Raw genomic sequence first — 18,992 nt, 5'->3', positions numbered from 1 at the left:
GTTGGCTCTCATTTAAATGGATTGAACGCAAAAATGAAGAAGATTTTGATCGCCGCCGCAGTTGTTTTCAGCACTAGCGTGTTTGCAGGCGAAGTCCTCGTACCGCAGGTCTATCGCGAAATCGCCGTGGCGCCGACGAATCAGCGCGAAGCTGAAATCGCGTCGCTGTTCGATCGGTGGAATGAGGCGCTCGCAACGGGCGACGCCGACTCCGTTGCCAGGCTGTACGCACCCGATGCCGTACTGGAGCCAACGGTTTCCAATGAAGTCCGCACGACTCCCGCCAGCATCAAGGACTATTTCGTGAAGTTTCTGAAGCTGAAACCGCACGGTACGATCAACCTCCGCGAGATCCGCTTGCTGAGCGACGATTCGGCGCTGGACACGGGCGTCTATACGTTCGACCTGGTGAAGAACGGCAAGCATCAGAAGGTGCATGCGCGCTATACATTCGTGTACAAGAAGGTCGATGGGGAGTGGAAGATCCTCAATCACCATTCGTCGGCGATGCCCGAGTAACACTCCATTGAACAACGGGTCCGTGCCAGGCGATCAGATGTGAATGGCTGAGCGTGTTAGACGCCTCACGCCAATTGCTGCCGCGCATGCTTCACCCGCAGAATCGAGGGGAATTTCGGCCGCCAACCCTCATAGATCAAATGAAACTGTCAACTGGCGATTGAGTCCGGCTAGCCCCTCGATAAGAATTTGAGTTCAACGAATTCCAGGCGCCGCTCGGCCCTGTCGCCAAAATTCTCGATTGACACAATTAATTTGCACTACAAACCTCATGGCGGCCTCCGGAAACTTTCTCGAAGTCGACGCGCTCAGGATCGGCCTCCACACGGTCAGGCTGCTTGCCCGCGTCGATACCGATACGCGGCACGATGTCGTGGCTACGCTGAGAGCTGCCTAAAAGCGAGGCCAGCGATCCGGCCGGCGGCAACACTAACCGCGTGCGTTCCAGAGTCCGTTCCATCGCCATTCAAAGCGAACACATGCCACATTCAGTTGAAATCGCCGGCACAGTCATCTTCGGACTGGCCCTGCTCCATACGCTCCTTGCGAAACGCTTCGAGGTTCTGGCCCACCGGCACCCGCACCACGCGGGCCTGTTTCACTTTCTCGGCGAAGTGGAAGTCGTCTTCGGCCTCTGGGCCCTGATCCTGTGTCTGGCTATCGTCGCGCTGGCCGGTTCGGCGCAGGCGGTGGCCTATGCTGAATCGCGCTCCTTCACCGAAGCCCTGTTTGTCTTCGTGATCATGGTGATCGCCGCGAGCCGGCCCATTCTCGACGCGGTCACGACGCTCGTGTCGCACATCGCGCGTGTCCTTCCCGTCAAGACGGAAACAGGCGTCATCTGGCTTTCCCTGACCCTCGTTCCGTTGCTCGGCTCGTTCATCACGGAGCCGGCCGCAATGACGCTGGCAGCGCTGATCCTGCGAGACCGGCTTTTCAGGTCGCCGATCGCCGAACACTGGAAATATCTCACGCTCGCGGTGCTGTTTGTCAACGTGTCGGTCGGCGGCATGCTGACCGCCTATGCCGCGCCTCCGGTGCTGATGGTTGCCGCCGCCTGGGGATGGGACAGCGCGTTCATGGCGGCGCAGTTCGGCTGGAAGGCCGCCATCGCCGTGCTGGTCAACGCAACAGGCTTGCTGCTATTCATGCACCGCAAGCTCCCGAAGCACGCAGAGCGCAACGACGCGCCCGCCGCCGCGGTTCCCGTTCCGACGGGCGTCACGCTGATACACACCGGCTTTCTCGTCGCGGTGGTGCTGTCGGCCCATCACCCGGTTATCTTCATCGGCCTCCTGCTTTTCTTTTTGGGCTTCACGCAGGCATACGAGCAGTACCAGTCGCCGCTGATGTTGCGCGAGAGCCTGCTGGTAGCATTCTTTCTCGGAGGCCTGGTCGTGCTCGGGGGTTTGCAGCGATGGTGGCTGCAGCCGGTCGTCGCATCGCTCGATGCTTACGCACTTTATGCGGGCGCGCTTGGCCTGACGGCGATCATGGACAACGCGGCGATTACCTATCTCGGCTCGCTGATCGCGGGCCTTCCGGACCAGGCGAAGTACATGCTGCTGGCCGGCGCAGTGGCTGGAGGCGGTCTCACAGTGATCGCCAACGCGCCGAATCCCGCAGGACTCGCCATCGTGCACAAGGGATTCCATGATGAGTCAGTCAGCCTGCTCGGCCTGTTGCTCGCTGCCATCGTGCCGACGTGCGTCGTCTCGGCAACGCTGCTTTTGCTGTAGGCTGCCGCACCGCTGTCCGGCAGTGCGCCCAACTGGGTGCGATTCGATGGCGCGCAGTCGCAGGACGCCGGGCCACGATGAATAACGTCTTGCGGCGATAACCAACACCGGCCTGGATTTTGCACGAGACCTCCACGACTGCGCAGGTCGCGGCCAGCGGCCTGACGAACGCGCGTGACGGCAGCCTGCACTTAGCCGCGCAGACCGGCATTCCATCCCCCTTCCAGTATTAGCGACAGTTTCATTGCATTCTTGCGCCGGGGCGAATTCGTTTCGCTCCGGCGTTTCGTCGTTTGTAATTGCTTTGCGCCGCGAGGCACCCCGATGACGTTGCAGATGCGGAAAGTATCTGTTTGGTGAAAGGTGATTGTAATGGTGCGTTAAACCGATAAACTGGCTTCAACGACTAAGCACACAGGCTTCCGCCCCCGGCGGTCGTTGTTTCGCTAACCCAGTATTTTCTGTTTCTGAAATTTAAATTGGAGAATTAACCATGACTAAAACATTCATTCCGGTTATCGCACTCGTTTCGGTCCTCGCGCTGCCCACGATGGCATCCGCTAGCAGCAACGGCCCCCTCACCCGTGAGCAGGTGCGCGCGGAACTGGTCCAGTTGCAGCAGGCGGGCTACGACCGCAACCACAGTGACGCGCACTACCCGGCGCACCTCCAGGGCGCGCTGAAAAGCGTGGCGGCTCAGCAGGCCCTCAGTGGCCACGGTGGCGTGAAATCGGGCTCGGCCGCTTCCGGCGCACCGACCCAGGTGGCCTCGGATCATTCGATCTACAAAGGAAGTTGATGGGCTATCAGCCGGATGGCCGGGCGCTTTCAACTGCCCGGCCCGGTGAGCTCCGGCGAGCGGCATCGTCGCCGCTTCATCGTCTGCAACCGGGCCTGCATTCAGCCGCGCAGACCGGCATTCCATCCCCTTCCAGTATTAGCGTTTCATTGCATTTTTGCGCCGGCGCGAATTCGTCATTCGCTCCGGCGTTTTGTCGTTTGTAATTGCTTTGCGCCCACTGGGGTGACGTTGCAGACGCGACAAGTATTTATTGGGTGAAAGGGGATTGTAATGGTGCGTTAAACCGATAAACTGGTTTCAACGACTAAGCACACAGGCTTCCGCCCCGGCGGTCGTTGTTTCGCTAACCCGTCTTTTCTTTCTGTTTCTGATGGAGGTCTCATGCAAGTCCTGTTCAAGTCCTGCGACATTGAAGCTGCACGCTTGCGCAGCTTCGCGCGCCAACGCACCCAGTTTGTGTTCCGCCGGATGGCCTGGCTGGTTTCCCGGGCCACCGTCAATCTCTCCGACGTCAACGGCCCGCGCCGCGGACTCGATAAGCGTTGCCAGGTGCAGGTGCAGGTGCCCGGTGCGAATCCGGTCGTGGTGACGTCGATTGCGAAAGACTGGCGCGGCGCCCTCGATCTCGCGCTTGCCCGTGCCGTTTCTTCGATCGTCCGCAGGCGCCAGGCGCGCCTCGCGAAGCGCCGCGCGAGTCAACGCGAGTGCACCTGGAGCGCTGAGCCTGATGCCGTCTAAGCAAGCCATGCATGCACGGCTACGGTGGCATCGTACGAGCGGTATTGCTCGCTATTTGCGGTCCGCGATGGAAAGACGCGTTCGGGCGACCTTCGCGAGTTTCTGTCCTACACGAAAGAGATTCTTATGTATTCGCACACAATCAATCAGTTGCGACGCCTTGCGCGTGTCGTGACGCGCGGTACCGCTGTACTGGCCATGGCGCTAGTGCTCGTCGCGGGCACTGTCGCATCCAACCATGCCGAAGCGAAGCGTATTGGCGGTGGTAGTAGTGTCGGCCGCCAGTCGCAGACGGCGTCGCCCTCCGGGCAAGGCCAACGGAGCCAGCAAGCTCAACCGGCGCAGCAGGCCGCGCCGGCGGCCGCTGCCGCGAAGCCAGCCAACCGCTGGATGGGCCCGCTCGCCGGCCTGGCCGCAGGACTCGGCATTGCCGCGCTGATGTCGTCGTTGGGGCTGGGTGAAGGGCTGGCCCAGATGCTGTCGAACGTAGTGGTGATCGGCCTCGTGATTGTCGCCGGCATCATGCTGTTCCGCTTCATTGCCAACCGGCGCCGTCCGGATCTCGCTTATGGGCACGACGCGGCGAACGGGCAGCGCATGAACGGCTCCTGGCTCATGAATCAGAGCGGGCAGGCGGCGCCTGAGACGAATTTCGGTGCCTGGCCGCGCACAGCGATGAATTCCGCCGCAGCGGCACAAACAACGACAGGGCCGGGGCTGCCTGTCGGGCTCGATCAGGCGGTCTTGCTGGCATCGGCCAGGACCTTGTTCCTGCGTCTGCAACGCGCCTGGGACCAGAACGAACAAGGCGACCTTTTCGAACTGACAACCCCGGAAATGTTCGCGGTGATCAAGCGGGACCTGGAAGATCGGGGCAACCAGCCGAGCCATACGGAAATCACGCAGCTGGACGTGGAATTGTTGAGCACGGAACACAATGGCAGCGAAACACTGGTTAGCCTTCGCTTTCACGGCCAGATGCGGGAAGACGAGGACGCGCAGACGGCGCAGCCGTTCGAGGAGGTCTGGAACATCGTGGGCCACGGACATGGCGACCCGGCCTGGCGACTGGCGGGGATACAGCAGATTGGCCGTTAGCATCGAGCGCGGTCGGAACCGGCAGCGGCTCGCTGCCGGTTAGCCCACAAGCGAAACGGCAAAAAGACCAAAATCCGACGTCACACAAATCTGGGACTCATTTTATGCGCCGAGACTACTTTTCTCTTTGCTGGGCCACTGTCACGATGACATGCTTGCTAAGCGCTTGCGCGGCCTCGCCGCCCAGCAGCCCGTCACCCGTTGTCGGTGCAGATCGCGATGCACATGGTTGTATTGGATCGGCTGGGTATTCCTGGTGTGAATCCACGCACCAATGCGAACGTCCTTGGGAACTCGCCAGGCAGAAGGGTTTCGCGCTCTCCGCAGAAAAGTTTGCTCACTACTGCACTACTGGATCAGCCGATTAATCAATGACTTCAATGCACGGACGCGTCAACGATGGCCTCGGGCGAGCAGCGTGCATGCTCGATAGAAATCGGCTTGGCCCCACTTGTCGGCACTGGCAGATTTCCCGATCCTGCCGGCAGGACGCCGTGTCGCATCCCCATCTCAAGGCGGCCATTCAGCCGACGGACAAGCAAACGGCAGAGCAGGGTCGAACTCGGCCAGATGCACCAGGCTAGGCTCGACCGACAGTTCGTGAAATATTCGAGAACCTGGCCGTCCGAAAACACATCTAGTTGACGTGAAATGCCTACACAGCGCCTACACAGACGCCAGAAAACAAAAAGCCCAGTCGCGAGGACTGGGCTTTTTGCTTGAAACTTGATGGTGCCGGAAAGAGGAATCGAACCCCCGACCTTCGCATTACGAATGCGCTGCTCTACCGTCTGAGCTATTCCGGCATCAGGAGAAACGAGATTATAGGGACTACTTTAGTGCCTTGACAAGCCCCTTGAGGCATTTTTTTCTTTCGAGATCACTTCTTCGCTTCGAGGTGATAGCGGGTCACGCGACCGACCTCGTTCTTCGAGCCGAGAAACACCGCGACGCGCTCGTGCAGGCTCTTCGGCTGGATGTCGAGAATGCGCTTCTCGCCGTTGGTTGCGGCGCCGCCCGCCTGCTCGACGATGAACGCCATCGGATTCGCTTCGTACATCAGACGCAGCTTGCCCGGCTTGTCCGGCGTGCGCTTGTCGGCCGGGTACATGAAGATGCCGCCGCGACTCAGGATGCGATGCACGTCGGAGACCATCGACGCGATCCAGCGCATGTTGAAGTCGGCCTGACGCGAACCTTCCTTGCCCGCTTTCAGCTCGCCGATGTATTGCTGAACCGGCGGATACCAGTGGCGTTCGTTCGACGCGTTGATCGCGTACTCGCGCGTTTCGACGGGAATGCGCATGTCGCTTTGCGTGAGCACCCACGAGCCGAGCTCGCGATCGAGCGTGAAGCAGTTCACGCCGTTACCGGTGGTCAGCACGAGCACCGTTTGCGGGCCGTACACCGCATAGCCCGCGGCGACCTGCTGCGTGCCCGGCTGCAGGAACGATTGCTCGGTGGCCTGATGGCCGTCCGGGCAGCGCAGCACCGAGAAGATCGTACCGATCGACACGTTCACGTCGATGTTCGACGAGCCGTCGAGCGGATCGAACACGAGCAGATATTCGCCCTTCGGATAGTTGGCCGGAATCGGGAAGAATTGTTCCATTTCCTCGGAGGCCATGCCCGCGAGGTTGCCGCCCCATTCGTTCGCCTCGAGCAGAATTTCGTTCGAGAGGATGTCGAGCTTCTTCTGCACTTCTCCCTGGACGTTTTCGCTGCCCGCCGAGCCGAGCGCATCGCCGAGCGCGCCCTTGCTGACGTGGTAGCTGATCGCCTTGCACGCGCGCGCGACGACTTCGATCAGCAGGCGCAGGTCGGCGGGCAGGTTGTTGGTTTCGCGCTGCTGCTCGATCAGGTACTTCGTGAGAGTGGTACGACGTTGCAAAGACATTGCTGTACTCCGGAAGGCTAGAAGAATGATGGGATTTTAACCGCTCGTTTGTGTCGGCTCCGTGCTTTTGGTTGCACGACCGGCTTCAGGTCTTGCGGCGCGCCTTGGCCGAGACGGTGCCGCTGACGCTGGCTGCGAGGGCTGCGGCCCGGGCGTGTCCGGCCGGCACGCGGGGCAGTTTCGGGCGCTCGGCGCGCGGCATCGGTTCGATTTCCCGTTCGATCTGCTCGCCGGCGGCGGCGGTGGCGACACGCAGGTCGTAGGCGATTTGCAGATTGAGCCAGAACTGCGCGCTGGCGCCGAAGTAGCGCTCGAGCCGCAGCGCGGTATCGGCGGAGATTGCGCGGCGGCCGCGCACGACGTCGTTGATGCGCGGCGCCGGCACCCGCAGCGCGAGCGCGAGCGCGTTGACGGACATGCCGAGCGGCTCGAGGAACTCGCTGCGCAGAATTTCGCCCGGATGGATCTCGGCAATGGCCGCGCCCGTATCGATGTCGGAGAAATCGATGCTGTTGAGCGCCGAGCGTTTGATGACCATGTCGGTCTCCCAGTAGTCAGTGATAGTCGATGATCACGACATTCAGCGCGTTCTCGCCGACGAAGTAAAAACAGATGCGCCACTGCGCATTGATGCGGATGCTCCATTGCCCGCTGCGCTGGCCTTGCAAGGCTTCGAGCCGGTTTCCGGGCGGCGCGTGCAAATTCGAGACGGAGCTCGCGGCGTCGATCATCAGCCACTTGCGATGCGCTAGCGTCTGGATCGAGCGTGGCAACGAATGCACGAACCTGCCCTGGAAAATTCTTGCGGTGGCCTTGTCTGCGAATGTCGTGATCATCGAATCGTATAACGTGCTGCGTTAAATGTAAACCATCAAACCTGTACGTATACTTTCTGCCCGGCGAGGTCCGATGAACAGTCGGCCAAACGGCTAACGGCGCGACACGAGCGCGTGAACGCAGCTGAAAACAGCGCGAAAAAAAAAGCCGGCAACGCGTGCCGGCTTTCCGATGTGACCCGGGAACTCAGAGAGGCATCACGCCAACGCCTTCTCGACGATCTCGCGCACGTCGCGCGACTTGACCTGTGCGGCCACTTTCTCGAGCGCCGCGCGCATGCTGTCGCGCAGCGCCGGCGTGAAGCGTCGCCACAGTTCGAGCGAGCGCGCGAGGCGCGCGGCCACCTGCGGATTGAGCGCGTCGAGCGCGATCACCTGCTCGGCCCAGAATGCGTAGCCGGAGCCATCTGCCGCGTGGAACTGTGCGGGGTTGGCCGCGCAGAAGCTGAAAATCAGCGAACGCGCCCGGTTCGGGTTCTTCAGGTTGAAGGCCGGATGCGTCATCAGCTTGCGCACCGTATCGATCACCGGATGTCGTGCGCCGCCGCGCTGGGTGGCCTGCAACGCGAACCATTTGTCGATGACGAGCGGCTCCTTCTCGAAGCGTCGATAGAAGTCGTCGAGCGCGTGCTGCGCCTCGGGGCTGCCGCCTTGCGGCGCGGCCGCGTTGAGCAGTGCCGACAGCGCGGCCGCGCGGTCGGTCATGTTGTTCGCGGTTTCATATTGCGCGGCCGCGAGACGCACGGCGTCCGCGGAGTCGTCGAGTTCGGTCAGATACGACAGCGCCAGATTCTTCAGCGCGCGATGACCGGCGGCCTCGGGCGTCGTTTCATAGGCGCCCGGCGTGCGATGCTGCTCGTAGACCTTCAGCCAGTCGTCACGCAGCGCATTCGCGAGGCGCTTGCGCACGAACTGCCGTGCCGCGTGCACCGCGGCCGGATTCGATTCGGCCATCTGCTCGGCGAGATACGCTTCGGACGGCAGCATCAGTGCGAGCTCGCGGAACGCCGGCGAGAGCGTCTCGTCGGTCAAAACGCGCGCGAACGCGGCGACCACCGAGTCGTCGAACTGCAGCGCCGCGCCCGTGGCCGCGCGCGCGGCCAGCGCGAGCAACTCGCGCGTGGCAAGCCGCTGGCCGGCTTCCCAGCGGTTGAACGGATCGCTGTCGTGCGCGAGCAGGAACGCGAGCTGTTCGCCCGTGTAGTCGTATTCGACGATCACCGGCGCCGAGAAATTGCGTAGCAGCGACGGCAGCGGTTCCTGCCCGACGTTGACGAACGTGAAGGTCTGCTCGGTCTGCGTGAATTCGAGCACGCGCGTGGTCGACTCCGACGCCTTCGCCTCGCCGTCGAGCTGCAGCGGCAGATCGCGGCCGTCCTTGCCGATCAGACCGATCGCGAACGGAATCAGCAGCGGCCCCTTCTGCGTTTCGCGCGCGGCCGGCACGGCATCGCCGTAGCCCTGGCGCAGTGTCACGCCGTAGCGCTGCTGCGCGGCGTCGTAGCGCGTGCGCACCGACACGCGCGGCGTGCCGGCCTGGCTATACCAGCGCTCGAACTGCGCGAGGTCGCGGCCGTTCGCGTCGGCGAGCGCGTGACGGAAGTCGTCGCAGGTCACGGCCTGGCCGTCGTGACGCTTGAAGTACAGGTCCATGCCGTGGCGAAAGCCGTCGCGGCCGAACAGCGTCTGATACATCCGCACGACTTCCGAGCCTTTCTCGTAGACGGTCATCGTGTAGAAGTTGTTGATCTCGACGTAGCTTTCCGGGCGCACCGGATGCGCCATCGGGCCCGCGTCCTCGGCGAACTGCATCTGGCGCAGCACCCGCACGTCCTCGATGCGCTTGGTCGCGCGCGCGGCTTCGTCGGTGGCGCCGCCCGCCATGTCGGCCGAGAACTCCTGGTCGCGGAACACCGTCAGGCCTTCCTTCAGGCTCAGCTGGAACCAGTCGCGGCAGGTCACGCGATTGCCGGTCCAGTTGTGGAAGTACTCGTGACCGACCACCGCCTCGATGTTCGAGAAGTCGGTGTCGGTGGCCGTTTCGGGGTTCGCGAGCACGTACTTCGTGTTGAAGATGTTGAGCCCCTTGTTCTCCATCGCGCCCATGTTGAAGTCGCTGACCGCGACGATCATGAAGCGGTCCAGATCGAGCTCGAGCCCGAAGCGCTGTTCGTCCCAGCGGATCGAGTGGATCAGCGAATCCATCGCGTGACGGGTCTTGTCAAGATCGTGCGGCTCGACCCAGACCTGCAGCAGCTTTTCCTTGCCTGAGCCGGTCTTCACGCGTTCTTCGAGCGCGACGAGCTTGCCCGCGACGAGCGCGAACAGATAGCTCGGCTTCCTGAACGGGTCTTCCCAGCGCGCGAAATGGCGGCCGTCGGGCAACTCGCCTTGTTCCAGAAGATTGCCGTTCGACAGCAGCACCGGATAGTCGGCCTTGCTCGCGCGCAGCGTGACCGTGAAGCTCGCCATCACGTCGGGGCGGTCGAGGAAATAGGTGATGCGGCGAAAGCCCTCGGCCTCGCACTGCGTGAAGAAGTTGCCGCTCGACACATACAGCCCCGACAGCGTGGTGTTTTCCGCGGGATTGCAGATGCTGGTGAGGGTCAGCTCGAAGCTGTCCGGCACGTCGTCGAGCAGCAGGCCGTGCTCGTGGGGGTGCGCGTTCGGGAATGGCTTGCCGTCGATCGCGGCGCTGACGAACTCCAGTTGCTCGCCCATCAGTTCGAGATGCGCGGCGCGCGACGCATCCGGGTTGCGGCGAACGTGCATCGTGTTCCTGACGACCGTGCGTTCGGGGACCAGATCGAACTCCAGTGCGACGGTGTCGATCAGGAAGGCGGGCGGCGCGTAATCGGCGCGGCGGATCACATTGGGCGTTGCGGTATCGGCCATGGCGTTCTGTGGTGGTGTACTCGAGCGGTCGGGCGCGCAAACGGCGCGCGAGCCGGGCTTGGTCGACTCATTGTACAAAGCCTCGGGCAATCGTGCGGAAGGGAAGGGGCCGAGTCTCGGCGCCGGGTAGCGCTGCCGCTTTCGACGGACAGGGGAAGAACCTTTTACCGGCTGGCGAGGTCAGCGTATTATCGGGCGCCGCGCGTGGCAGAGCGCCGGCATCGTCCGCCGGGCAGCGGATCGCGCGACGGAATAATCTCGACTGAAGCAGAGTTTTAACTGAAGCAGAATAGATGCAATCAGAGGCATCACGAGGCAGACCATGAACATCGATCGATGGACCCGCCGCGTCGCGCTGCTGTTCGTCGCGCTGACGGCGCTGCTGTCCGGCTGCACGACCTACGTGACCACGCAGGTCACGGCGTTCTCGGACTGGAGCGGAAGCGACGCGACGCGCACCTATGCGTTCACGCGGCACGAGGATCAGAAGAACAATCTCGAGCTGAGCGCGTACGAGCGGATCGTCGCGAACGAGCTCGCCTTGCACGCGTTCCGCGAAGTCTCGCACGACGACGCGCGCTATCTGGTCGAGCTCGCCTATGGCATCCGCTCGGACATCGTGACCGTCGCGCAGCCGGTCTACTACAACCCGTGGCCCGGTCCTTACTGGGGCCGGCCGTTCGATATGTGGGGACCGTGGGGGCCTTTCCCGGCGACGTACGTGAACCAGAGCTATCCGGTGTTCACGCATCTGCTCGGCATCCGGATCACCGAGCGCGCGAGCGGCCGGGAGGTCTACAACGTCACGGCGCGCAATGTCGGCGAGGAGTCGTCGCTGGTGCGGGCAATGCCATATCTGGCGCGTAGCGCGCTGGCTGATTTCCCGCTGGCCAACGGCGCGGTGCACACCGTGAAGATTCCGCTCGGCGGCGGTGGCGGCGCGGACGCCAACGAAGTGTCGCTGCCGGCGGCCACGCCCCCCGCGGGCGCGGCGTCGGCGCCGAAGGCCGCGCAGTAGCTCAGACCCCGACCCCGAACAACGCCATCGCGCCCAGCACCACGAACATCACCGCGGCGATGCCGTGCACGAGCCTGGTCGGCAGACGATGCGCGAAGCGGTCGCCGAGCAGGATCGCCGGCACGTTCGCGATCATCATGCCGAGCGTCGTGCCGGCCACCACGCCGAAGAAATCGTGAAAGCGCGCGGCGAGGGCGACCGTCGCAATCTGTGTCTTGTCGCCCATTTCCGCGAGGAAGAACGTGACGACCGTCGCGCCGAACACCCCGAAGTGCGTGCGGTTCGTGTTGGCTTCCTCGTCGTCGAGCTTGTCGGGCACGAGAATCCACAGCCCCATGCCGATAAACGACGCCGCCAGCGCCCAGCGCATGATGGTCGGCGTCAGCATCGAGCCGAGCCACGCGCCGAGCGCGCCGGCTCCCGCGTGATTGATCAGCGTCGCCGTGAGCACGCCGAGAATGATCGGCACGGGCTTGCGATAGCGCGCGGCCAGCACGAGCGAGAGCAGTTGCGTCTTGTCGCCGATCTCGGCGAGCGCGACCGCTCCGGTCGAAATCAGAAAAGCTTGATTCACGTTGAATGGATTCCTCGGGCCGAAGATGAACGAGCGACGACCCACGACACGCCGGACCCTGTTGCGGCGCGTGTGGATCATCGGTCTCGCCAGGCCAGAGGCTGCGACTGCCATGGCCGTGCAGGCCAAGTCTGTTGACAGGCGCCCCCGCGAACCACACGTGCGACGCACCGGCGAAGCGGTGCGGACGTGCCGCGGGGCGGCTACTCCCCAATGAGGGCCGGAGTATAGCAGGCGCGGGCGCATCGTTGCCACGAATGTTGTTTGCACGGACGACGCGGCGTCGGTGTTTTCGCTCTGCGGCTTATTCGAAGAAAGACGAATGAAAGGTTTTTCGTCGGTTCCGGCGGCGTTGTCGCGCCAGCGCCGACGCACGAGATCGCCTTCCGGTGCGTCGTCGCAGCCGGTCTTGTCAAATCGTCTAACAATGTGTTGCGTGACAGGCGCGGATACAGATGGATACGTCTTTCCTCGCCGATCTGATTCAAAATACCCGGTACTATTCGGCCACAAAAGGAGCCCGAGCCGCTATCCACTACACCGATTGTCAGGGGCGCCTGACAAATCGGGCCCGATCGCCGGTGCTGCATTCCCTGACAGGCAGACTGGTCGGTCCCGGGTTGGAACTTCCCGATCCGCGCGGCGGCGCCCGCCGTGACGGCTGTGTATTCCGTCAGGCGCTTGAGCCCCTTCCCCGTTTCCACGCGCGAACACCAATATGCCCGATCTGCACTGGACCATTCCGGTCGGTCGCTGGTCCAGCTGGCCGGCTACCTCGTCTGCCGCACCCGATATCGGCTTCATCGAGCCGATCGTGCGGCGGCGTCTCAGCACGCTGTCCAAGCTGGCGCTCAAGGTCGCGCACGACTGCGTCGCGCAGGAACCCGCGCGCGTGGTGTTCGCTTCGCGGCACGGGGAGTTGCGGCGTACCACCGACATCCTGCGCAGCATCAGCGCCGGCGAGCCGGTATCGCCGACCGCCTTCAGCCTGTCGGTGTTGAACGCGATGACCGGCGTGTTCGGGATTGCGCGCGGCGACCGCTCGGCCGCGAGCGCGGTATCGGCTGGCGCGCAGACGCTCGGCTATGCACTGCTCGAAGCGTACGCGCAATACGCGACGCAACCGGATGCGCCGGTGCTGCTCGTGTATGCCGACGAACCGGCCGATCTCGCGTACGGCACGATCGAAGACGAAGTGCACGGCGGTGCTATCGCGGTGTTGCTCGACAAAGATGCGTCGGCTGGGCACGTTGTTTGCTCTTTGACCCGCGCTGACGAGGAGGTGGCCGAGCAACGCGGCGACCCGCGATCCGCGTTGAGCGACGCCCCGAGCTTTCCGACCCAGAGCCAGGCGCTGCTGCACTGCCTCGAAACCGGCCAGCCCGCGCGCTGGCAGCGCGCCGGCGCGCTGTGGCACTGGAGGTGGGATGAGCGCGCGGCTTGATTACGCGTGGCGTTTTTGCGCGACTGGCCTCGCTTTCGTCGCGTTCGGCGTGTGCGGCGTGCTGTTTTCGGTACTCGTGTTTCCGCTCGCGTGGCTGTGGCCGCATCGCGCGTCGCGGCAGCGCGCGGTGACCGTCGTGATTCAGCGGTTTTTCCGCGCGCTCGTCGCGGTGCTGCGCGGTCTCGGCGTGATGGAACTCGAAGTGTCCGGCGCGGAGGCGTTGCGCGCGGGCGGGCCGGCGATCGTCGTCGCGAATCACCCGACTTACCTCGACGTGATGGTTCTGCTGTCGTTGACGCCGCGCGCGTGCTGCGTCGTGAAGCACGCGCACTGGCACAACCCGTGTTTCTGGGGCATCGTGCGCGCGGCCGAATACGTGAGCAACGCGGACGCGATCGCGCTCGTCGAGGCCGGCGCGAAGCAGCTCGCGGCCGGCTATACGATGATCATTTTTCCGGAAGGCACGCGCAGCCCGGCGCCGAACCGGCTGCACGCGTTCTCGCGAGGATTCGCGCACATGGCGTTGAAGGCCGGCGCGCCGATCGTGCCGGTATTGATGGATTGCGATCCGCCCGCGTTCACGCGGCAGATGCGCTGGTACGACGTGCCGGTGCGCGCTTTCCGGATGCGCGTGAACGTGCTCGCGCCGCTTGGCGTCGACGAGCTGGCCGCGCACGACACCACCGCGGCCATCGCGGCGCGCAGCGTGACGAATGCCGTAGAAGCCCACATTACCCAGCACCTGTTCGACTATGGATTCTTTAAAACTGGAAATTAAAAAGCTTCTGATCGAAGCCCTCGATCTCGAAGACCTGAGCCCCGCCGATATCGACGACGACGCCCCGTTGTTCGGTTCCGACGGCATCGGTCTCGATTCGATCGACGCGCTCGAAATCGGCATCGTGCTGCGCAAACAATACCAATTGACCATCGTGGCGAACGACGAACGCACGCGCGAGCACTTTCGCTCGATCAACACGCTTGCCGCGTTGGTCGAGAGTCAGCGCGAAGCGGCGCACGCTGCGAACGAAACCGCAAGGAAGGGGGTTTAATCGTGACCGAGACTGAGATTCTTGAGCGCATCCGCGCGATCTTTCAGGAAAACTTCGCGATCGAGCCGCAGCGCGTGACGCCCGACGCTCACCTTTTCGAAGACCTCGATCTCGACAGCATCGACGCGGTCGATCTCGCGATCAAGCTGCAGGAGATGACCGGCCGCCGCATCAAGCCGGAGAACTTCAAATCCGTGCGCACGGTCGGCGACGTGATCGGCGCGGTCGAATCGCTGCTCGCGGCGCAAGGCTGATGCCGGTCGCGCACCCGCGCACGCAGATGTCGCAGCCACGTCCCGCCGCAAGCGAATCCGACGCGCGGCCTCACTGGAGCAGGACCGTCGTGCAGGTGCTGCTGAAACTCGCTTACCCCGCGCTGATCTTGTGCGCATGGCGCTGGGACGCGCCGCGTCTCGTCGGCGGCATGCTGCTGGTGAGTTTATGGCTGCAGCGCTGGGCCGGTGGCGGTCCGGTTGCGATGTCGCTGCGGCAGCTTTCCACGCTCGACTGGAGCGTGGTGGCGATGCTGAGCTGCGCATCGGCGATGATCGTCGTCACCGATAGCGAGCTGCTGCTGCGCTTCTATCCGTCGCTCGTCAATCTCGGTTTGCTGATCGCGTTCGGCGCGACGCTCGTGCGCGGGCCGTCGATGATCGAAAAATTTGCGCGCCTCGGCAGTCCCGATCTGCCGCCGGGTGCGGTGCGCCATACGCGGCGCGTGACCCAGGTCTGGTGCGTTTTCTTCGTGCTGAACGGCGCGGTTTCCGTCTACACCGCGCTCTATTGGAGCCGCGCGGCCTGGTCGCTGTACAACGGCGCGATCGCCTATGCACTGATCGGCGCGCTGCTGGCGGGCGAATACGTATGGCGACGTCTGTTCGTGCTGCCGCGCGCCGCGCGAGCGGATTCGGAGGCCGCCTGATGCTCGCGTTGCACGATCTGTTGTCGGCCGATCCCGCGCTTGCGACGTGCGCCGCACCGGTGTGCCGAGATGGCGCCGTGCTGCTCGATCGCGCGGCGTTTCGCGCGCGCGTCGAGGGCTTGATCGAGCTCGTGCGAACGCCCGACGCGCGGCGCTGCGCGCTCTGCATCGACGATCCGTTCGAGTTCGCCTGCGCATTGTTCGCGCTGTTCGCGTGCGGCAAGGAGCCGGTGATTCCGGCCAATGCAACGCCGGGCTATCTCGCCGATCTCGCGCACGCCTACGACTTCCTGCTGACGGATGCGGATCTGCCGCCGTTCGTCGCAGCGACGCATCGCACGGCTCACACCGCCCACCCGATCGACGCCCATGCGCCGATGACGCTCTACACATCCGGCAGCAGCGGCACGCCGAAGCCGATCCGCAAGACGCTCGCGCAATTCAACGCCGAAGTCCGCACGCTTGAACGGCAATGGGGCGCATTGCTCGGCGACGCGACGATGCTCGCGAGCGTGCCGCATCACCACATCTACGGTTTGCTGTTTCGCGTGTTGTGGCCGCTCGCGGCCGGCCGCGCGTTCGATCGCGCGATCGGCGTCGAGCCGCTGCAGCTGCAGGCGCGCATCGCGCAATGCGGCGCGACGGCGGTGGTGTCGACGCCCGCGCAGCTGTCGCGTTGGCCCGCGTTGCCGGGCTTCGCCGCGCTTACGCCCGCGCCGCGCGCGTTCTTTTCGTCGGGTGGCCCGCTCGCTGCCGACGCCGCGCAGGCCTATGCGGCGAGCTACGGCGCGGCGCCGCTCGAAATCTACGGCAGCACGGAAACCGGCGGGATCGCGTGGCGGCGTCAGGATCAGGGCGACGCGTGGCAGCCGGTCGCCGGCGCCGAGGTGCGCCGCGACGACGACGGCGCGCTGTGCGTGCGCTCGCCGCATCTCGACCACGACGGCTGGCATCGCACCGGCGATCGCATCGCGTTCGATGCCGACGGGCGCTTCCGCTTGCAAGGGCGCCTCGACCGCGTGCTGAAGCTCGGCGGCAAGCGCGTCTCGCTGCCGGAACTCGAGGCGCGTCTCGCGCTGCATCCGTATGTCGCGCAGGCGGCGCTGGTGCCGCTCATAGGCGCGTCGCGCGAACGCGTCGGCGCGGTGGTCGCGCTGACCGAAGCGGGCGGCGCTGCGTTGCGCGACGAAGGCCGCGTCGCGCTGGCGAAAACGCTGCGCCGGCATCTGGCCGATTACTTCGATGCGGTCGTGCTGCCGCGTCATTGGCGTTTTCGCGTGAGCCTGCCATTCGACGCGCGCGGCAAGCTGCCCGCGAGCGCGGTTGCGGCCGCGTTCGCGCCGCTCGCCGAGGGCATGGAAGTGCTCGCCGAAACGCGCGTCGGCGACATGCGCGTCGGCGACATGCGCGTAGGCGACACGCTGCACTACGTGCTGCGCGTGCCGCAGTCACTCCAGCATTTCGCCGGCCACTTTCCGGGTCTGCCGATTCTGCCGGGCGTCGTGCAGGTCGACTGGGCAGCGCGGCTCGCGGCCGGGCATTGGCCGCGCGTGCGAGAGGTGGCATCGGTCGACCGCCTGAAGTTCATGGCGCCGGTGTCGCCCGGTGCGGTGCTCGAGCTCACGCTCGCCTATGATGCCGCGCGCCGGCGTGTGCAGTTCGCGTACCGGCTCGACGGACGCGAATGCGCGTCGGGCTTGCTCGTGCATCGGGAGGACGCGTGATGACGTTCGCGCCCTGCATCGTCATTCCGATCTACAACCACAAGGACGCGATCGGTGCGAGCGTCGCGCATCTCGCGGTGCACGGCCTGCCGATCTTCGTCGTCGACGACGGCAGCGACGCGCCGACCCGGCGGGTACTCGCCGCGCTCGCGCTGCAATACGCGCAGCAGATGACGCTGCTGCGTCTGCCGGCAAACGGCGGCAAGGGCGCGGCAGTGATGGCGGGCCTGCGCGCCGCGCGCGCCGCGGGCTACACGCACGCGCTGCAGATCGACGCCGACGGCCAGCACGATGCGACCGACGTGCCGCGCTTCATCGATGCCGCGCGCGTCGAACCCGGCGCGGTGATTCTCGGCCGTCCGGTCTACGACGACAGCGTGCCGAAGGCACGTCTGTACGGCCGCTATCTGACCCACGTGTGGGTGTGGATCGAGACGCTGTCGCTGACGATTCGCGATTCGATGTGCGGCTTTCGTCTGTATCCGCTCGCGCTCGCGTGCGAGCTGATCGACAGCGTGCGACTGCCCACGCGCATGGACTTCGACATCGAGATCCTCGTGCGTCTCTACTGGCGCCGCGCCGCGTTCCGCTCGATCCCGACGCGCGTGACCTACGCGGCCGACGGCGTGTCGCATTTCGACGTGCTGTGGGACAACGTCCGAATCAGCCGCAGCCATACGCGGCTCGTGTTCGGGATGCTGTGGCGTCTGCCGATGCTGCTCGCGCACAAGCTGATGCCGCGCCGCGGCGCGCTGGCCGACGCCGCCGATGAAGCCCGGCCCGAAGCCTGGTGGCGCATCGCCGAACGCGGCAGCCGCCTCGGCATGAGCCTGCTCGCGCTGAGCTGCAAGCTGTTCGGCCGCCGCTTCACCGCGCTGTGGCTGCATCCGGTCGTCGCGTATTTTCTGCTGACGGGCCGCGCGGCGCGCGCCGCGTCGGACAACTACTTCGCGCATCTGAGCGCGGTCGCGCCGTCGGCGGATACGCCGCGCCCGGGCTGGCTGTCCGCGTATCGCCATATGCTCGCGTTCGCGCAATCGGGCTTCGACAAGCTCGCCGCATGGACCGGCCGCGTCGACGACACCGACGTCACGTTCGACGATCCTGCGGCGTTCGAAGCACTGATCGCGAGCGGCAAGGGCGCGCTCGTGATCGGCGCGCACCTCGGCAATCTGGAGATGATGCGCGCGCTCGCCATCCGCGGCGAACACGCGAAGGTCACGGCGGTCGTCTATACCGGGCACGCGCGCCGCTTCAATGAGGTGCTGGCGTCGTCGAATCGCGACTTCGCGCGGCATCTGCTCGAAGTCGGCGACTTCGGTCCCGAGACGGCGGTGCTGATGCAGCAGCGCATCGATGCGGGCGAGCTGCTGGTGATCGTCGGCGATCGGGTGCCGGCGCGCGAGGCGGGACGCACCACCGACGCGCAATTTCTCGGCGCGAGCGCGCGGTTCGCGCAAGGACCCTACGTGCTCGCGCATGCGCTCGGCTGTCCGGTCTACCTGTTCTTCTGCCTGAAGGAACGCGACGGTTACCGCATGTATTTCGAGCCGTTCGCCGAGCGCATCGAGCTGCCGCGCCGCGAACGCGCGCAGCATCTGGCAGCGTGGGCGCAACGCTACGCGCTGCGCCTCGAACACTATTGCCGCAAGGCCCCTTACCAATGGTTCAATTTCTTCGATTTCTGGGCCAGCCCCGAGCGAGGCGCGAATGGCCGACCATGATCTGAACGAT

At 64.5% G+C, this 18,992-nt stretch carries 20 protein-coding genes, 1 tRNA gene and 1 riboswitch; of the genes, 15 read left to right on the top strand and 6 right to left on the bottom strand.

All coding sequences use genetic code 11. From position 1 onward, the window contains the following. The first annotated feature begins 33 nt into the window (after positions 1–33). The 7 genes from HDG32_RS22600 to HDG32_RS36605 all read left to right on the top strand — a co-directional run bounded on the left by HDG32_RS22600 (position 34) and on the right by HDG32_RS36605 (position 5,264). Entirely contained in the window at positions 34–519 is a 486-nt protein-coding gene (locus HDG32_RS22600; RefSeq protein WP_184070813.1) for an SgcJ/EcaC family oxidoreductase, read from the top strand. A 271-nt stretch (positions 520–790) separates the two neighbouring features. Beyond that, complete coding sequence (locus HDG32_RS37275) at positions 791–916, top strand: PliI family lysozyme inhibitor of I-type lysozyme (protein WP_143037115.1); 126 nt, start codon at positions 791–793, stop codon at positions 914–916. Between the two features lie 82 nt (positions 917–998). Continuing rightward, positions 999–2,258 carry a putative Na+/H+ antiporter gene (locus HDG32_RS22590; RefSeq protein WP_184070919.1) on the top strand — a complete coding sequence of 420 codons (1,260 nt, stop codon included), beginning with the start codon at positions 999–1,001 and terminating at the stop codon, positions 2,256–2,258. Between the two features lie 493 nt (positions 2,259–2,751). Next, positions 2,752–3,057, top strand: a complete 306-nt coding sequence (locus tag HDG32_RS22585; RefSeq protein WP_184070811.1) for a DUF4148 domain-containing protein — start codon at positions 2,752–2,754, stop codon at positions 3,055–3,057. Positions 3,058–3,441: 384 nt separating this feature from the next. Further along, positions 3,442–3,798, top strand: coding sequence for an HPF/RaiA family ribosome-associated protein (locus HDG32_RS22580; RefSeq protein WP_184027342.1), 357 nt, complete (start codon positions 3,442–3,444; stop codon positions 3,796–3,798). 126 nt (positions 3,799–3,924) lie between these two features. Continuing rightward, complete coding sequence (locus HDG32_RS22575; RefSeq protein WP_184070809.1) at positions 3,925–4,896, top strand: Tim44 domain-containing protein; 972 nt, start codon at positions 3,925–3,927, stop codon at positions 4,894–4,896. Positions 4,897–5,000: 104 nt separating this feature from the next. Continuing rightward, a complete protein-coding gene (locus tag HDG32_RS36605; protein WP_409340048.1) occupies positions 5,001–5,264 on the top strand; it encodes a hypothetical protein in 264 nt (87 codons plus the stop codon). 362 nt (positions 5,265–5,626) lie between these two features. Here HDG32_RS36605 and HDG32_RS22570 read toward each other — a convergent pair. The 5 genes from HDG32_RS22570 to pepN form a co-directional block, all read right to left on the bottom strand. Next, positions 5,627–5,702 (bottom strand) — tRNA-Thr (locus tag HDG32_RS22570). A gap of 74 nt (positions 5,703–5,776) precedes the next feature. Beyond that, positions 5,777–6,793: a class 1 fructose-bisphosphatase gene (locus HDG32_RS22565; protein ID WP_184070807.1), complete on the bottom strand. Its 1,017-nt coding sequence runs from the start codon at positions 6,791–6,793 to the stop codon at positions 5,777–5,779. Positions 6,794–6,878: 85 nt separating this feature from the next. Continuing rightward, positions 6,879–7,331 (bottom strand): HigA family addiction module antitoxin, encoded by a 453-nt coding sequence (locus tag HDG32_RS22560; RefSeq protein ID WP_090801406.1) that lies wholly within the window; start codon positions 7,329–7,331, stop codon positions 6,879–6,881. A 16-nt stretch (positions 7,332–7,347) separates the two neighbouring features. Further along, positions 7,348–7,629 carry a type II toxin-antitoxin system RelE/ParE family toxin gene (locus HDG32_RS22555; RefSeq protein ID WP_184070805.1) on the bottom strand — a complete coding sequence of 94 codons (282 nt, stop codon included), beginning with the start codon at positions 7,627–7,629 and terminating at the stop codon, positions 7,348–7,350. 198 nt (positions 7,630–7,827) lie between these two features. Then, positions 7,828–10,524 (bottom strand): aminopeptidase N, encoded by a 2,697-nt coding sequence (pepN, locus tag HDG32_RS22550; protein ID WP_184070803.1) that lies wholly within the window; start codon positions 10,522–10,524, stop codon positions 7,828–7,830. A gap of 322 nt (positions 10,525–10,846) precedes the next feature. On the opposite strand from pepN, the gene HDG32_RS22545 reads away from it, so the two are divergent. Further along, positions 10,847–11,542 carry a DUF4136 domain-containing protein gene (locus HDG32_RS22545; protein WP_184070802.1) on the top strand — a complete coding sequence of 232 codons (696 nt, stop codon included), beginning with the start codon at positions 10,847–10,849 and terminating at the stop codon, positions 11,540–11,542. A gap of 1 nt (position 11,543) precedes the next feature. On the opposite strand, the gene HDG32_RS22540 is transcribed toward HDG32_RS22545, so the two are convergent. Further along, positions 11,544–12,116, bottom strand: coding sequence for a TMEM165/GDT1 family protein (locus tag HDG32_RS22540; RefSeq protein WP_184027431.1), 573 nt, complete (start codon positions 12,114–12,116; stop codon positions 11,544–11,546). 11 nt (positions 12,117–12,127) lie between these two features. Beyond that, a riboswitch (yybP-ykoY riboswitch) is annotated at positions 12,128–12,340 on the bottom strand. 494 nt (positions 12,341–12,834) lie between these two features. Between HDG32_RS22540 and HDG32_RS22535 the strand changes: the two genes are divergently transcribed. Genes HDG32_RS22535 through HDG32_RS22505 form a run of 7 tightly spaced genes read left to right on the top strand, consistent with a single transcriptional unit; the run spans position 12,835 to position 18,982 of the window. Beyond that, complete coding sequence (locus HDG32_RS22535; RefSeq protein ID WP_184070800.1) at positions 12,835–13,560, top strand: beta-ketoacyl synthase chain length factor; 726 nt, start codon at positions 12,835–12,837, stop codon at positions 13,558–13,560. Continuing rightward, the gene (locus tag HDG32_RS22530; RefSeq protein WP_184070798.1) at positions 13,544–14,338 is read left to right on the top strand and encodes a 1-acyl-sn-glycerol-3-phosphate acyltransferase; all 795 of its coding nucleotides are present in this window, start codon (positions 13,544–13,546) and stop codon (positions 14,336–14,338) included. The genes HDG32_RS22535 and HDG32_RS22530 overlap by 17 nt, the downstream gene beginning before the upstream one ends. Beyond that, positions 14,313–14,612 (top strand): phosphopantetheine-binding protein, encoded by a 300-nt coding sequence (locus tag HDG32_RS22525; RefSeq protein ID WP_090801395.1) that lies wholly within the window; start codon positions 14,313–14,315, stop codon positions 14,610–14,612. The genes HDG32_RS22530 and HDG32_RS22525 overlap by 26 nt, the downstream gene beginning before the upstream one ends. 2 nt (positions 14,613–14,614) lie before the next feature. Then, the gene (locus tag HDG32_RS22520) at positions 14,615–14,866 is read left to right on the top strand and encodes an acyl carrier protein (RefSeq protein ID WP_013090186.1); all 252 of its coding nucleotides are present in this window, start codon (positions 14,615–14,617) and stop codon (positions 14,864–14,866) included. Next, on the top strand, positions 14,866–15,534 hold the full coding sequence (locus tag HDG32_RS22515) for a hypothetical protein (protein WP_184070796.1): 669 nt from the start codon (positions 14,866–14,868) through the stop codon (positions 15,532–15,534). The genes HDG32_RS22520 and HDG32_RS22515 overlap by 1 nt, the downstream gene beginning before the upstream one ends. Then, the gene (locus tag HDG32_RS22510; RefSeq protein ID WP_184070794.1) at positions 15,534–17,258 is read left to right on the top strand and encodes an AMP-binding protein; all 1,725 of its coding nucleotides are present in this window, start codon (positions 15,534–15,536) and stop codon (positions 17,256–17,258) included. Before HDG32_RS22515 ends, HDG32_RS22510 begins: the two co-directional genes overlap by 1 nt. After that, positions 17,258–18,982: a glycosyltransferase gene (locus HDG32_RS22505; protein WP_184070792.1), complete on the top strand. Its 1,725-nt coding sequence runs from the start codon at positions 17,258–17,260 to the stop codon at positions 18,980–18,982. The genes HDG32_RS22510 and HDG32_RS22505 overlap by 1 nt, the downstream gene beginning before the upstream one ends. Positions 18,983–18,992: the final 10 nt, after the last annotated feature.

Origin of the sequence: Paraburkholderia sp. CI2 (genome assembly GCF_014201055.1) — a bacterium.
GTDB lineage: Bacteria > Pseudomonadota > Gammaproteobacteria > Burkholderiales > Burkholderiaceae > Paraburkholderia > Paraburkholderia tuberum.
The sequence above is the reverse complement of the archived record's forward strand: the minus strand, read 5'-3'. Positions and strand labels throughout refer to the sequence as shown.

Bases quoted from the DNA above. Each gene is read 5' to 3' on its own strand.
- HDG32_RS22515 (WP_184070796.1), top strand. From the start codon at position 14,866: ATGCCGGTCGCGCACCCGCGCACGCAGATGTCGCAGCCACGTCCCGCC.
- HDG32_RS22560 (WP_090801406.1), bottom strand. From the start codon at position 7,331: ATGGTCATCAAACGCTCGGCGCTCAACAGCATCGATTTCTCCGACATC.
- HDG32_RS36605 (WP_409340048.1), top strand. From the start codon at position 5,001: ATGCGCCGAGACTACTTTTCTCTTTGCTGGGCCACTGTCACGATGACA.
- HDG32_RS22565 (WP_184070807.1), bottom strand. From the start codon at position 6,793: ATGTCTTTGCAACGTCGTACCACTCTCACGAAGTACCTGATCGAGCAG.
- HDG32_RS22580 (WP_184027342.1), top strand. From the start codon at position 3,442: ATGCAAGTCCTGTTCAAGTCCTGCGACATTGAAGCTGCACGCTTGCGC.
- HDG32_RS22575 (WP_184070809.1), top strand. From the start codon at position 3,925: ATGTATTCGCACACAATCAATCAGTTGCGACGCCTTGCGCGTGTCGTG.
- HDG32_RS22530 (WP_184070798.1), top strand. From the start codon at position 13,544: ATGAGCGCGCGGCTTGATTACGCGTGGCGTTTTTGCGCGACTGGCCTC.
- HDG32_RS37275 (WP_143037115.1), top strand. From the start codon at position 791: ATGGCGGCCTCCGGAAACTTTCTCGAAGTCGACGCGCTCAGGATCGGC.
- HDG32_RS22585 (WP_184070811.1), top strand. From the start codon at position 2,752: ATGACTAAAACATTCATTCCGGTTATCGCACTCGTTTCGGTCCTCGCG.
- HDG32_RS22525 (WP_090801395.1), top strand. From the start codon at position 14,313: ATGGATTCTTTAAAACTGGAAATTAAAAAGCTTCTGATCGAAGCCCTC.
- HDG32_RS22510 (WP_184070794.1), top strand. From the start codon at position 15,534: ATGCTCGCGTTGCACGATCTGTTGTCGGCCGATCCCGCGCTTGCGACG.
- pepN (WP_184070803.1), bottom strand. From the start codon at position 10,524: ATGGCCGATACCGCAACGCCCAATGTGATCCGCCGCGCCGATTACGCG.
- HDG32_RS22545 (WP_184070802.1), top strand. From the start codon at position 10,847: ATGAACATCGATCGATGGACCCGCCGCGTCGCGCTGCTGTTCGTCGCG.
- HDG32_RS22600 (WP_184070813.1), top strand. From the start codon at position 34: ATGAAGAAGATTTTGATCGCCGCCGCAGTTGTTTTCAGCACTAGCGTG.
- HDG32_RS22505 (WP_184070792.1), top strand. From the start codon at position 17,258: ATGACGTTCGCGCCCTGCATCGTCATTCCGATCTACAACCACAAGGAC.
- HDG32_RS22590 (WP_184070919.1), top strand. From the start codon at position 999: ATGCCACATTCAGTTGAAATCGCCGGCACAGTCATCTTCGGACTGGCC.
- HDG32_RS22555 (WP_184070805.1), bottom strand. From the start codon at position 7,629: ATGATCACGACATTCGCAGACAAGGCCACCGCAAGAATTTTCCAGGGC.
- HDG32_RS22535 (WP_184070800.1), top strand. From the start codon at position 12,835: ATGCCCGATCTGCACTGGACCATTCCGGTCGGTCGCTGGTCCAGCTGG.